Source organism: Rhizobium sp. YJ-22, assembly GCF_029601685.1.
In the GTDB taxonomy this organism is placed as follows: domain Bacteria; phylum Pseudomonadota; class Alphaproteobacteria; order Rhizobiales; family Rhizobiaceae; genus Metarhizobium.
In genome coordinates this window covers 183,808-197,077 of record NZ_JARRIR010000008.1, presented here as the reverse complement: position 1 = coordinate 197,077, position 13,270 = coordinate 183,808, and the positions used below count along the sequence as shown (strand labels likewise).

The window sequence follows — 13,270 nt, the reverse complement described above, 5'->3', positions numbered from 1 at the left end:
GAAGTCTTTCCGTTTGCCGTTTCGGGGTGGAATACTCATACCGCGCCCACTCGGCAAGCGTTTCCAACCTATGGATAAAGCCTGTCGAGGGTCGCGGCGATCATTTCGATGCCGAGGCGGGAGCCGTCATGGGCGATCGGCAGATGCCGCGATTGCAGTTGCGGCGGCTTGCGATTGACGAAAAAGATGCCCGTTCCCTTGGCCCGTACCCGTTCCAGCCCGGTCAACGCATCGCGGATGGCCGGGCGGATGGCGTCCATTTCGGCGGCGCGGGCAAAGGCGACGCGGCGGGCGAAGATGCGCGACCAGTAGGTTGCGGCCATCATGATGGCGAGCGTCTGGCGGATATGGCCGGGCCGCGTCACCAGTTGCCAGGAGACGCCGAGCGGCCGCGCCGCCTGGGTGACGTCGCGATAGGCGGCGTCGAGCGCCTTCGAGAGCGTGATGAGTTCGGCGCCGTTTTTCTCTTCCGCCGCCGCTTCCAACAGGCGTTGCGCGGCATCGAACCATTTTGCGAGGGCATCGCCGAGTGTCGTCTGGGTGCGGGTCGGCAGCACGAAGAAGGCGACGGCCATGCCTGCCACCGCGCCGATGACCGTTTCCTCCAGCCGGAGGCGCAACAGGTCGAGCGTCAGCGTTCCCGTCAGGCCATAGACGATGCAGATGACGATCGATATGAAAAAGGTCATCGCCGTATAGGAGGCCTGCAGGCTGAAAAAGGCGAGGAAGACCGCGAGGATGGCGACCGCGCCGGCGAGCCACGGAAAACCGCTCAGCAACGCCGAAAGCCCCATGCCGCAGACGATGCCGATCAGCGTGCCGCCGGAACGCTGCATCGCCTTGATGGCGGTATCGCCGCGCGAATTGGTGTTGGTGAAGACGAGGAAGGCCGACAATACCGCCCAGAACCAGCGGTCGCGCGACAATGCCAGCCCGCCGATCATCGCAAGGCCGGCGGCAAGCGTGATCTGCAGGGCCGTGCGCAAGGCGGGATCGTTGAGCCACCGGCCTTGCGCCGCCTTCGGGGCGGGTGCGGCCGCCTGCGGGCGATTGAAGCCGGTGAAGCGCTCGGCGCGCAGGCGTTCGACCGCATCGACGGCGGCGCGGCGCGCTTCCCCCAGCCAGTTGAGGGCGCGACGTGTTTCGGCGGATGCCGCCACCGCCTTCCCCAGCATTTCGAGCTCGGATGGGGGAGCGACCTGGTGAGAGGCGAGGAAGGCAGAAAGAAGCTCCGGCTCGGGCAGCGACTGGCGCGACAGCACGATCAGGCTTTCGGCGGCCAGATGCAGGTCGAACAGGGCAAGGCCGATATCGGCGGCCGGCTCGTTCTCCTCCGGCAGCGCCTCGCGGCGGCTGACGGGAACGAGGCCGTCAGCCATCAGCACCGCCTCCTTCAGCCGGTTTTCCAGCCGGTTGAGCGCCTGCCGGTCCTCGGCGGTCCACATCCCGCGCACGGCGATCGCCCGCAACGCCTCGACGATATGATCGACGCGGCCGAGCACGCTGACCATGGCGCGCAGGAAGTCCCGCTGCCAGTCGTCCGGCAACACCCAGGTGCGCACCACATGCGCCGACAGCGCCGCGACCAGCGCGCCAACCGCCACCTCCGGCAGTTGCGCCAGCGGCGGATGAAGATAAGCGCCGATGAAATAGGACATGAAGCAGAACATACCGACCGCCGCCCAGCGCGTTCCGAAGCGGCGCGCATAGGCGGCCATGAAGATGACGGCGAGAAAGGCGATGTCGGAAACGCTGCGCCACGGCTCCAACAGCGCGGCGAGCCCGATCATGGCGACCGCGCCGGCGCAGCCGATCAGACGGGTGGTCAGTTGCGCGGCGGCGGAAGGATCGCGCACCGTCAGTCCGCTCTGGATGGCGAGCGTGGCTGCGATGCCGTAGGCCGCCGCTGGCAGTGGCAGGACCAACCGGTGGATGAGAATGAGGATCGCAACGGCCAGGACGATGGAGAGCGTCACCCGCCCGCCCATGCGTATCCGCGAATAGGCGGGATCCCTGGCCAGCAGCCAGTCCCGCAGCGAAAACCGTTCGGCAAGGAACGGTCGCGTCGGATTCGTTTGCGCTCCTGGGATAGGCATCAGCCTCCCTGCTTGCCGATTTCGCTCATCGTCGCCTTCAGCGATACGAAGCCGGCATCATCGCCGCCCTGGGTCAGGATGTCGTCGATGACGGGTTTGCCGCCCTCCTCGATGACGAGGAACTGGACGGTCGCGGCCTGCTGGTACTGGGCGTCGGTGCCGAAGCAGGCCATGTTCTTGAAGGAGGCGTCGACTTCGGTGGCATTGCCCTTCTGTCCCTTGGCCTCGATCTTGACGTCCTGCAGCGGGCAGCCGTCCTGGCCGCCGGTGATGACATCGTAGTCGAAGGGCGTCGTGCCCTCGTCGAAGGCCGGGAACTTGGCGGCGGCGCGGAACTTGTCGGCGAAATCCTTGCTGTAGACGCTGGTCAGCCGGGTCTCGTCGAAAATGTCCTGATAGTCGTTTTCGCCCTCCGCCCAGTTCTTGACGGTGGCGTCGATGATGTTTTTCACCGGGGCGGTGACATCGGCGGCCCGCGCCGGCAGGCTGGCCGCGAGGGCGCTCAGACTAAAGACGGAGGCGAGAAGAAGGGCGCGCATGGCAGGTGGTCCTTTACACCGGGAGGCGAATCGTCGCGAGAGTAGCCAATAGCATCCATTTGACAATCGGGATTGCGGTGCCAGCAAGGCGAAGGACCGGTCTTGCGACCGGCCAAGTTTGGGCCAATGCCGGCTTTGCGTTCCGGGATGACAATGGTATAGCGGCTCCGGACTGGTTTTCACTTTTCCGGGGTTTTCCCAAACCGCTCAAGAGGCAATTTCCATGCAAAAGATCAAGGTTGCTAATCCGGTCGTCGATCTCGACGGCGACGAGATGACCCGTATCATCTGGCAGTTCATCAAGGACAAGCTGATCCTGCCCTATCTGGACCTCGACATCGATTATTACGACCTGTCGGTCCAGAACCGCGACGCGACCAACGATCAGGTGACCGTCGATGCCGCCAACGCCATCAAGAAGCATGGCGTCGGCATCAAGTGCGCGACGATCACCCCGGACGAAGACCGTGTCAAGGAATTCGGCCTGAAGGAAATGTGGAAGAGCCCGAACGGCACGATCCGCAACATCCTCGGCGGCGTCATCTTCCGCGAGCCGATCATCTGCAAGAACGTTCCGCGCCTGGTTCCGGGCTGGACCAAGCCGATCGTCGTCGGCCGCCATGCCTTCGGCGACCAGTATCGCGCCACCGACTTCCGCTTCCCCGGCAAGGGCAAGCTGACGATCAAATTCGTCGGCGAAGACGGTCAGGTCATCGAGAAGGACGTCTTCAACGCGCCGGGTTCGGGCGTCGCCATGGCGATGTACAACCTCGACGAATCGATCCGCGAATTCGCCCGCGCCTCGATGATGTACGGCCTGATGCGCAAGTGGCCGGTCTATCTCTCGACCAAGAACACCATCCTCAAGGCCTATGACGGCCGCTTCAAGGATATCTTCGAAGAGGTCTACCAGACCGAATTCAAGGCGCAGTTCGACGAAGCCGGCATCACCTACGAGCACCGCCTGATCGACGACATGGTCGCCTCGGCGCTGAAGTGGTCCGGCGGTTACGTCTGGGCCTGCAAGAACTATGACGGCGACGTGCAGTCCGACACCGTGGCTCAAGGCTTCGGCTCGCTCGGCCTGATGACCTCGGTTCTGTTGACGCCGGATGGCAAGACGGTCGAAGCGGAAGCTGCGCACGGCACGGTGACGCGCCACTATCGCCAGCACCAGAAGGGCCAGGAAACCTCGACCAACTCGATCGCCTCGATCTTCGCCTGGACGCGCGGTCTCGCGCATCGCGCCAAGCTGGACGACAATGCCGATCTCGCCAGGTTCGCCTCGACGCTAGAACGGGTCTGCGTCGAAACCGTCGAATCCGGCTTCATGACCAAGGATCTGGCGCTGCTGATCGGTCCCGACCAGCCGTGGCTGTCGACCACCGCCTTCCTCGACAAGATCGACGAAAACCTCAGGAAAGCCATGGCCGTTTAAGCGTCCACCGGTTCTCGAATATGAAAACGGCGGGGCCTCGTTCCCCGCCGTTTTCATTGGCCCGTCGCTCGATCAATGATGGGCGTGGGACTGGGCGTTGCGCTTGCGCGTCGCGGCCGCTTTCTTGGCGGAAGCCGAGCGTTCAGCCGCACTACGATTGGCGGATGCTTCCCCGCCCTTCTTGCCGCCTTTTTCCGATGCTTCGTGCGTATCGGGTTTGCCGCGGCCGGAGCCGGATTTGTTGCCGCCGCCGCTTTCCTTGTTCACGGTCGCCCAAGCGCGGCGCTCGGCTTCCTTGGTGGAAACGCCGCGATCCTCATAACCTTCCTCGATATGTTCGGCCTTGCGCTTCTGCTTGTCGGTATATTTCGATTTGTCGCCTTGGGGCATGGCTCTTCTCCTCAACAGTCCTCGTTTTCCGCCGTGACATAGACAAGCGCTACCACCGCGCCGGCATTGTCGTAGATCACGATGGGTTTGGCTGCGGTGGTCGAACAGGAAGCGGTGTTGCGGACGCTTCCGGTGGTCTCGTTCATCGCCACGGCCACTTCGGGCAGAGGCGAAAACTCCACATCGCCTTCAAGCGAGGCGAAAGCGGGCGCGGCAAGCGGCAATGCGAAGGCGACACAAAGCGGAACAACGGCACGTCTGAACATGGCTTCCTCCGGGTTCGCATGAACCATTGGTCAAAGAACAACGGCATTGTCGAATTGGTTCCGGGAGGCGACGAGAAACAGAAAACCCGCCGCGAACGGATCGCGGCGGGTGCTGACCGGCGACGGAGCGCTATTATCAGACCGGGTCGATATCGCCCCGGGTCCAGTTCTCGATAGTTTCCTCGTAGAAATCCTGGAAGCGGCCTTCCTCGATGGATTTGCGGATGCCCTGCATCAGTTCCTGATAATAGGCGAGGTTGTTCCAGGAGAGCAGCATGCCGCCCAGCGCCTCGTTGGCACGCACCAGATGGTGGAGGTAGGCGCGGGAGTAATCGCGCGCGGCCGGGCAGTTCGACTGGTCGTCGAGCGGGCGCAGATCCTCGGCATGACGGGCGTTGCGGATGTTGACCTTGCCGCGGCGGGTAAAGGCGAGGCCATGGCGGCCGGAGCGGGTCGGCATCACGCAGTCGAACATGTCGATGCCGCGCGCCACGGATTTCAGGATATCGTCCGGCGTGCCGACACCCATCAGATAGCGCGGCTTTTCGGACGGCATCACCGGCAGGGTTTCGTTGAGGATCTCCAGCATGACGTGCTGCGGTTCGCCGACGGCGAGGCCGCCGACCGAATAGCCCTTGAGATCGAGTTGCTTCAGCCCTTCCGCCGAGCGGATGCGCAAGGCCGGCACGTCGCCGCCCTGCACAATGCCGAACATCGCCTTGCCCGGCTGCTCGCCGAAGGCGACGCGGCAGCGTTCGGCCCAGCGCAGCGACATTTCCATGGCGCGCTCGATTTCCTTGTGATCGGCCGGCAGCGCCACGCATTCGTCGAGCTGCATCTGGATATCGCTGCCGAGCAGGCCCTGGATCTCGATGGAGCGTTCCGGCGACATATGATGCAGGCTGCCGTCAACATGGCTCTTGAAGGTCACGCCCTGTTCGTCGAGCTTGCGCAGGCCGGACAGCGACATGACCTGGAAGCCGCCGCTGTCGGTGAGGATCGGATGCTGCCAGCGGATGAGATTGTGCAGACCGCCGAGCCGCGCCACCCGCTCCGCGCCGGGGCGCAGCATCAGGTGATAGGTGTTGCCGAGGATGATATCGGCGCCGGTCTCGCGCACCTGGTCGAGATACATCGCCTTGACGGTGCCGACGGTGCCGACCGGCATGAAGGCCGGCGTGCGGATCGTGCCGCGCGGCATGGAGACTTCGCCAAGGCGCGCCTTGCCGTCGGTCTTCTTAAGGGTGAATTGAAAAGTTTCGGTCATCTCGTCTTCCGGAAAAGCAGGCTGGCATCGCCATAGGAATAAAAGCGGTAGCCTTCGGCGATCGCATGGTCGTAGGCGGCGCGCATGGTCTCCAGCCCGGCGAAGGCGGAAACCAGCATGAACAGCGTCGAGCGCGGCAGGTGGAAATTGGTCATCAGCACGTCCACCGCCTTGAAGCGATAGCCGGGCGTGATGAAAATGCCGGTCGGTCCCGACCAAGGAGCGATGCTCCCGTCCTCGCGCGCGGCCGATTCGATCAGGCGCAGCGACGTGGTGCCGACGCAGACGAGTCGGCCGCCCCGGGCGCGCACGGCATTCAGCTTCGCCGCCGTCGCGGCATCGATGGAGCCGATTTCCTGGTGCATCTTGTGGTCGGCGGTATCATCCGCCTTGACCGGCAGGAAAGTGCCGGCGCCGACATGCAGGGTGACGAAATGGCGCTCGACGCCGAGCTCGTCCAATGCCTCGAACAAAGCGGGCGTAAAATGCAGGCCGGCGGTCGGGGCGGCGACGGCGCCTTCTTCGCGGGCATAAATCGTCTGATAGTCGCGCCGGTCCTGCTCGTCGTCCGGCCGCTTGGCGGCGATATACGGCGGCAGCGGCACATGGCCAACGGCGGCGATGGCTTCGTCCAGCGCCGGGCCGGACAGATCGAAGCTCAGCGTTACCTCGCCGCCCTCGCCTTTTTCGGTCACCGTCGCATTCAATGTGGCGAGATAGCAGGCCTCGCCGGTGTCGCCGAAGGTGATGCGGTCGCCGACCTTGATGCGTTTGCCCGGCTTGGCGAAGGCTTTCCACTGGTGCGGCGCGATGCGCATATGCAGCGTGGCCGAAACCTGTTGGCCGCCAGCGCCCTCGCGATGACGGATGCCTTCGAGCTGGGCGGGAATGACCTTGGTGTCGTTGAAGATGAGCGCATCGCCCGGACGCAGGAAGGATGGCAGATCGGCGACGTTGCGATCGGTCAGGACGGTTTCGCCCTGGGGATCGACGACAAGCAGCTTCGCGCTTTCGCGCGGTTCGGCCGGGCGTAGCGCGATGTTTTCCTCCGGCAGATCGAAATCGAACAGATCGACGCGCATGGTCTTAGAACATCCGGATCATGACGACGCCGCAGCAAAGCAGCAGCGCGCCGGCAATGCGCCCGAGGCTGAGTTCGCGCACGGCGACGCCGAGCAGCCCGAAGCGATCGATGAGAATGCCGGCGCAAAGCTGGCCGGCGATGAAGGTGGCCATTACGGCCGCCGTGCCGATGCGCGGCGTCAGCAGCACCGAGGCGGTGACGAAGGTGGCCCCGAGGCAGCCACCGGCCACATACAGCCAGTTGTCCGGCGCGCGCCAGTCCGGCGTGACGCCTTGCGCCTTCGAGGATAGAAAGGTGATGAAGGCGAGAACCACCGCTCCGGCGAAAAACGAGATGGCGGCTGCGGCGACCGGCATGCCAAGGCCCTTGGCGAGCTGCGCATTGATCGGCGCCTGAAACGCGACGCATGCCCCGGCGGCAACGCCGATCAGCGTCCAGAAAAGTGCAATCACCTTGGGCAATCCTTTCACGGCAGATGCAAAAACAACGTTCCGCAAACGCAAAACCGCCCCGGCCTTGCCGAGGCGGTCGAAAATCTCACGCACTCATTATCAAGCGGCGGCGTCTGCCGCAACCCGCATGGTGGTGATGCTGTCGGGATCGCGCACCGGCTCGCCGCGCTTGATCTTGTCGACGACATCCATGCCTTCGATGACCTGGCCCCAGACGGAATACTGCTTGTTCAGCCAGGGTGCATCGGTGAAGCAGATGAAGAACTGCGAGTTGGCCGAGTTCGGGTTCTGCGAACGGGCCATGGAGCAGGTGCCGCGCACATGCGAGGTGGCGGAGAATTCCGCCTTCAGGTCCGGCTTGGAGGAGCCGCCCATGCCGGCGCGGGCCGGATTGAAGTGCTCGCCGCCCTGCTTGCCGTACTGGACGTCGCCGGTCTGGGCCATGAAGTCCTCGATGACGCGGTGGAAAACAACGCCGTCATAGGCCTTTTCGCGCGCCAGTTCCTTGATGCGGGCGACATGCTCGGGCGCGACTTCCGGCAGAAGCTGGATGACGACCCTGCCCTTCGTCGTTTCGAGGATGACGGTGTTTTCCGGGTCTTTGATTTCGGCCATGGTTTCTCTCCTTGCTCGGCGCAACGCCGTTTTCGATTACTTGCCGACGGTGACCTTGACCATCTTGTCGGGATCGCTGACTTCGCCGTTCTGGCCCTGGCCGCGTTTGATCTTGTCGACGAATTCCATGCCGGAGACGACCTTGCCGACAACCGTGTACTGGCCGTTCAGGAAGGAGCCGTCATCGAACATGATGAAGAACTGCGAGTTGGCGGAATTCGGATCCTGCGAGCGGGCCATGCCGACCGTGCCGCGTTTGAACGGAATGTCGGAAAACTCGGCCGGGATGTCGGGCAGCTTCGAGCCGCCGGTGCCGGCGAGGCCCGCATCGTAATTCTTGCCAACCTTGCCGTGTTCGACATCGCCGGTCTGGGCCATGAAGCCGTCGATGACGCGGTGGAAGGCGACGCCGTCATATTCGCCCTTGCTTGCCAGCGTCTCGATCTGGGCGACGTGCTTGGGCGCGGCCTTTGGATCCAGCTCGATGACGACGGGGCCGTCCTTGAGTTGGATGGTCATCAGATGCTTGGCCTGCTGGGCGATGACTTCGCCGGCGAAGGAGGCGACATAAAGTGTCGCGGCAAACGCCAGGGTGAAATAATACTTCATGCGATCTCCAATCGGGGAAGATGCTTGGGGCCGGCCTTTTCGAGGCTCAGCCCTTCGAACTGAATTTGCCGCGCAGCGCTTCCAGCACGGCGGCGGGGACGAAAGCGCTGACATCGCCGCCCATCTGGGCGATCTGGCGCACCAATGTGGCGGTTATGGGTCGCGAGACCGGTTCGGCCGGCACGAAAACCGTCTGTACGTCCGGCGCCATCTGACGGTTCATGCCGGCCATCTGCATCTCGAAATCGAGATCGGTGCCGTCGCGCAGGCCGCGCACCAACAGGCACGCGCCATGCTCGCGCGCGGAATCGACCACCAAACCGGAAAAAGCGACCACAGACAGGCGCTCGGCGCTATCCGGCAGCACGTCCTTCAGGCAAAGGCGGATCAACTCGGCGCGTTCATCGAAGGAAAAGAGCGGCGTCTTGGAGGAATTGACACCGATGCCGACGACCACATGCCCGGCCATGTTCAAAGCCTGCAGGAGAACATCCAGATGTCCGTTCGTCATCGGATCGAATGATCCGGGATAAAAAGCTGTCGTCATCGTCGCCCGACTCTTTGAAGTCAATTGGCTTTTGTCACGGATGGCCCGACGCCGCAAGCGCTTTACCGTCCTGTTTCACCACCATGAATAGTCGATGAACGCATCATTCAAGGTGGTTTCAGGCGCAGGATGGTTGAATGGCATCAATCGAAACCCACCGGACGCATACAGGGGTCGCCCGCCATGCTCATCTTCGTCGCCCTCAGCCTGATCGCCCTCTCCCTGCTGGTGGAATGGGTCTTTCATATCGTCAAGGAAAACATCGAGATCGAGTGGCCTGTCGATGCCGGCCGCAAGGCGATCGACAGGCGCGCCCGCGCCGCCCGGATGCGCGGCTGGACAGCGCTCAACTGAATCTCAATCGATTTAGGAAGATGAACGGCAGATGAACGGGACATTCAAGGATGCTTCAGCACCGTTCATCTAAATCGATCTCACCTTCTGTCTGGAACCAATTTTAACCTTATGCATTAACCGTTCGCCAAGCAGCAATGCGGCAACGCAACCAAGGAAAAAGCTTATGCTCGACAAGATCACGATGATCAGTTTCGCCTGGATGGTGATGGTCGGGGCGATGCTGACAGCAACCATCACCCTTTACGATCATCAAGCCAATGCTTCTTCTTCCGCAAAGGCCCGCGTTACCGAAGTGACATCTCGCGCTTACCACCTCAGCCAATACTGAGGGAAAGCATAACGGAACACGATCCGTTCACGACAGAAAGGTGGTTTCCATGTTCCTGACCCTGACCGTACTCGCCGCCCTCATCAGCAGCATGTTCGTTGCGTCCGTGGTGACCAGCCTTTCAGAATTGCGCCGCGAAAGCGAAGACCTCAAGGAGTTGGGTCGTCGCCACCGCGCCTTCTAACGGATCTGTTCCGAAATAGCTCTGCGACACCTCCCTCCCTCTTGTCGCAGCATCTCGAACCGGATGGTTTCCCTCACCGTCCGGTTTATTTTTGTCCATATTTCCCAGGCGAAATCAAAAAAGGCGGCCCGATGGACCGCCCTTTTGTCTGTTTATCAGGCCTGCGTTTCGGCTTCGCCCGCCGGCTCGTCGCCGGTCTCGTCATCGCCTTCCGGCTCGCTGATGCGCTCCACCGAGACGACCTTCTCATCCTTGGCGGTCGAGAAGATGGTGACGCCCTTGGTGGCGCGGCTGGCGATGCGGATGCCGCCGACCGGCACGCGGATCAACTGGCCGCCATCCGAGACCAGCATGATCTGGTCGCCGTCTTCGACCGGGAAGGCAGCGACCAGTTCGCCGATTTCCGTCGTCTTCGAGGTATCGGTGGCGCGGATACCCTTGCCGCCGCGGCCGGAGGTGCGGAAGTCGTAGGAGGACGAGCGCTTGCCGAAACCCTTTACCGAGACGGTCAGGACGAACTGCTCCTGCCCCTTGAGTTCCTCGTAGCGGTCGTCCGCAAGCTGGCCCTCTTCGGAAACCTCCTCGCCGACCAGCGCGATATCCTCCTCATCGATGCCGCTGGCACGGCGCTCGGTGGCCGAACGCTTGAGGTAGGCGGCGCGCTCCCACGGCTCGGCATCGACATGGCCGATGATCGTCATCGAGATCAGCCGGTCGCCATCGGCCAGCGAAATGCCGCGCACGCCGATGGAGTTGCGGCCGGCGAAGACGCGGACGTCATCGACGGGGAAGCGGATGCATTGGCCGAGCGCCGTGGTCAAAAGCACGTCGTCGCGATCGGTGCAGGTCTCGACCGACAGGATCGAGTCGCCCTCTTCCTCCAGCTTCATCGCAATCTTGCCGTTGCGGTTCACCTGGACGAAATCCGACAACTTGTTGCGGCGAACGGTGCCGCGCGTCGTCGAGAACATCACGTCGAGATTATCCCAGCTCGCCTCGTCCTCGGGCAGCGGCATGATCGTGGTGATGCGTTCGCCGGGCTCCAGCGGCAGCATGTTGATCAGCGCCTTGCCCTTGGATTGCGGCGTGCCGATCGGCAGGCGCCAGACCTTTTCCTTGTAGACGATGCCGCGCGAGGAGAAGAACAGCACCGGCGTATGCGTGTTGGCCACGAACAGGCGGGTGACGAAATCCTCGTCGCGGGTCGCCATGCCCGAGCGGCCCTTGCCGCCGCGCCGCTGGGCGCGATAGGTGGCGAGCGGCACGCGCTTGATATAGCCGAGATGCGAGACGGTGACGACCATGTCCTCGCGGGCGATCAGATCCTCGTCGTCCATTTCGAGGCCGCCGTCGACGATCTGGGTGCGGCGCGGCGTTCCGAATTCATCGCGGATCGCCTTCATCTCCTCCTTGACGATGGTCTGGATGCGCAGGCGCGACGACAGGATATCGAGGTAATCCTTGATCTCCTCGCCGATCTTGTTCAGCTCGTCGCCGATTTCGTCGCGGCCGAGCGCCGTCAGGCGGGCCAAGCGCAATTCGAGGATCGAACGAGCCTGCTCCTCGGAGAGGTTGTAGGTCAGGTCTTCGTTGATGCGATGGCGCGGGTCGTCGATCAGGCGGATCAGCGGCTCGACGTCGGCCGCCGGCCAGCGGCGCTCCATCAGGATTTCGCGCGCCGTCTGCGGATCGGGCGCCTCGCGGATGACGCGGATGACCTCGTCGATATTGGCGACGGCAATGGCGAGGCCGACCAAGACATGCGCCCGGTCACGCGCCTTGCGCAGCAGGTATTTCGTGCGGCGGCTGATCACCTCCTCGCGGAAGGAGACGAAGGCACGCAGCATGTCGAGCAGCGTCATTTGCTCCGGCTTGCCGCCGTTCAGCGCCACCATGTTGCAGCCGAAGGAGGTCTGCAGCGGCGTGTAGCGATAGAGCTGGTTGAGGATGACCTCGGCATTGGCGTCGCGCTTCAGCTCAACGACGACGCGATAGCCCTGGCGGTCGGATTCGTCGCGCAGATCCGAGATGCCCTCGATGCGCTTTTCGCGCACCAGTTCGGCCATCTTCTCGATCATCGTCGCCTTGTTCACCTGATAGGGAATTTCGGTGATGATGATCTGCTCGCGGTCGCCGCGCATCGGCTCGATGGCGGCGACGCCGCGCATGATGACCGAGCCGCGCCCGGTCTCGTAGGCAGAGCGGATGCCGGCGCGGCCGAGGATCATCGCGCCGGTCGGGAAATCCGGACCGGGAATGATCTGCATCAGGTCCGGCAGTTCCATCGCCGGATTGTCCATCAGCGCGATGCAGCCGTCGATGACTTCGGCAAGATTGTGCGGCGGAATGTTGGTCGCCATGCCGACGGCGATGCCGCCGGCGCCGTTGACCAGCAGGTTGGGGAATTTCGCCGGCAGGACGGCGGGCTCGGAAAGCGTACCGTCATAGTTGTCGCGAAAATCGACCGTTTCCTTGTCGAGGTCGTCGAGCAGCGAATGCGCCGACTTCTGCAAGCGGCATTCGGTGTAGCGTTCGGCCGCCGGCGGGTCGCCGTCGATGGAGCCGAAATTGCCCTGGCCGTCGATCAGCGGCAGGCGCAGCGACCAGTCCTGGGCCATGCGCGCCAACGCGTCATAGATCGCGGCGTTACCATGCGGATGGAATTTACCCATCACGTCGCCGGTCACGCGGGCGCATTTGACATATTTCTTGTTCCAGTCGATGCCCAGTTCCGACATGCCGTACAGGATACGCCGGTGAACAGGCTTCAATCCGTCGCGGACGTCAGGAAGCGCGCGGGATACGATCACGCTCATCGCGTAATCGAGGTACGACCGCTGCATTTCCTCCATGATGGAAATGGGTTCGATGCCTGGCGGTAGTTTGCCGCCACCGGGTGCAGAGTGCTCAGTCAAATTGAATCACGATCTTTGTTCGGAATCAGATACGCTTTTATAGCGGAAACGCTGCGTCAACGCCAATTTCGTGCACTGTCCTGCGCAGGTTTCGGCGTCCAAAACATGGCAAATCCCCAACAAAATTCGCATGCTCCGCTTCTTTTCGCCAAAGCCTGCAGCGCCTATATGCGAAGCGACCAT

General features: G+C 62.8%; 15 protein-coding genes. 4 read left to right on the top strand and 11 right to left on the bottom strand.

All coding sequences use genetic code 11. The features are described from left to right. Positions 1 to 68: 68 nt before the first annotated feature. The gene (locus P7F60_RS19395) at positions 69 to 2,096 is read right to left on the bottom strand and encodes an FUSC family protein (protein WP_277919330.1); all 2,028 of its coding nucleotides are present in this window, start codon (positions 2,094 to 2,096) and stop codon (positions 69 to 71) included. Continuing rightward, positions 2,096 to 2,635 carry a hypothetical protein gene (locus P7F60_RS19390; RefSeq protein WP_277919329.1) on the bottom strand — a complete coding sequence of 180 codons (540 nt, stop codon included), beginning with the start codon at positions 2,633 to 2,635 and terminating at the stop codon, positions 2,096 to 2,098. Before P7F60_RS19390 ends, P7F60_RS19395 begins: the two co-directional genes overlap by 1 nt. A 223-nt stretch (positions 2,636 to 2,858) precedes the next feature. Between P7F60_RS19390 and P7F60_RS19385 the strand changes: the two genes are divergently transcribed. Further along, positions 2,859 to 4,073, top strand: a complete 1,215-nt coding sequence (locus P7F60_RS19385; RefSeq protein ID WP_277919328.1) for an NADP-dependent isocitrate dehydrogenase — start codon at positions 2,859 to 2,861, stop codon at positions 4,071 to 4,073. A gap of 72 nt (positions 4,074 to 4,145) precedes the next feature. On the opposite strand, the gene P7F60_RS19380 is transcribed toward P7F60_RS19385, so the two are convergent. The 8 genes from P7F60_RS19380 to coaD all read right to left on the bottom strand — a co-directional run bounded on the left by P7F60_RS19380 (position 4,146) and on the right by coaD (position 9,303). Next, positions 4,146 to 4,463 carry a plasmid stabilization protein gene (locus P7F60_RS19380; protein WP_277919327.1) on the bottom strand — a complete coding sequence of 106 codons (318 nt, stop codon included), beginning with the start codon at positions 4,461 to 4,463 and terminating at the stop codon, positions 4,146 to 4,148. Between the two features lie 11 nt (positions 4,464 to 4,474). Then, entirely contained in the window at positions 4,475 to 4,729 is a 255-nt protein-coding gene (locus tag P7F60_RS19375; RefSeq protein WP_277919326.1) for a hypothetical protein, read from the bottom strand. Between the two features lie 136 nt (positions 4,730 to 4,865). After that, complete coding sequence (tgt, locus tag P7F60_RS19370; protein WP_277919325.1) at positions 4,866 to 5,996, bottom strand: tRNA guanosine(34) transglycosylase Tgt; 1,131 nt, start codon at positions 5,994 to 5,996, stop codon at positions 4,866 to 4,868. Beyond that, positions 5,993 to 7,078 carry a tRNA preQ1(34) S-adenosylmethionine ribosyltransferase-isomerase QueA gene (gene queA / locus P7F60_RS19365; protein WP_277919324.1) on the bottom strand — a complete coding sequence of 362 codons (1,086 nt, stop codon included), beginning with the start codon at positions 7,076 to 7,078 and terminating at the stop codon, positions 5,993 to 5,995. The genes tgt and queA overlap by 4 nt, the downstream gene beginning before the upstream one ends. Positions 7,079 to 7,082: 4 nt before the next feature. Then, a complete protein-coding gene (locus P7F60_RS19360) occupies positions 7,083 to 7,532 on the bottom strand; it encodes a DMT family transporter (protein WP_277919323.1) in 450 nt (149 codons plus the stop codon). Between the two features lie 99 nt (positions 7,533 to 7,631). Next, a complete protein-coding gene (locus tag P7F60_RS19355) occupies positions 7,632 to 8,147 on the bottom strand; it encodes a peptidylprolyl isomerase (RefSeq protein ID WP_277919322.1) in 516 nt (171 codons plus the stop codon). A gap of 36 nt (positions 8,148 to 8,183) precedes the next feature. Beyond that, entirely contained in the window at positions 8,184 to 8,756 is a 573-nt protein-coding gene (locus P7F60_RS19350) for a peptidylprolyl isomerase (protein ID WP_277919321.1), read from the bottom strand. Positions 8,757 to 8,802: 46 nt separating this feature from the next. Then, the gene (coaD, locus tag P7F60_RS19345; RefSeq protein ID WP_277919320.1) at positions 8,803 to 9,303 is read right to left on the bottom strand and encodes a pantetheine-phosphate adenylyltransferase; all 501 of its coding nucleotides are present in this window, start codon (positions 9,301 to 9,303) and stop codon (positions 8,803 to 8,805) included. A 183-nt stretch (positions 9,304 to 9,486) separates the two neighbouring features. Between coaD and P7F60_RS19340 the strand changes: the two genes are divergently transcribed. From P7F60_RS19340 to P7F60_RS19330, 3 genes are all read left to right on the top strand, one after another. Continuing rightward, entirely contained in the window at positions 9,487 to 9,657 is a 171-nt protein-coding gene (locus tag P7F60_RS19340; RefSeq protein WP_277919318.1) for a hypothetical protein, read from the top strand. A 166-nt stretch (positions 9,658 to 9,823) separates the two neighbouring features. After that, positions 9,824 to 9,988 (top strand): hypothetical protein, encoded by a 165-nt coding sequence (locus P7F60_RS19335; RefSeq protein WP_277919317.1) that lies wholly within the window; start codon positions 9,824 to 9,826, stop codon positions 9,986 to 9,988. A gap of 49 nt (positions 9,989 to 10,037) precedes the next feature. Then, on the top strand, positions 10,038 to 10,172 hold the full coding sequence (locus P7F60_RS19330; RefSeq protein WP_277919316.1) for a hypothetical protein: 135 nt from the start codon (positions 10,038 to 10,040) through the stop codon (positions 10,170 to 10,172). Positions 10,173 to 10,327: 155 nt separating this feature from the next. Here P7F60_RS19330 and gyrA read toward each other — a convergent pair whose 3' ends face one another. Next, entirely contained in the window at positions 10,328 to 13,087 is a 2,760-nt protein-coding gene (gene gyrA, locus P7F60_RS19325) for a DNA gyrase subunit A (protein ID WP_347276876.1), read from the bottom strand. Between the last annotated feature and the right edge of the window lie 183 nt (positions 13,088 to 13,270).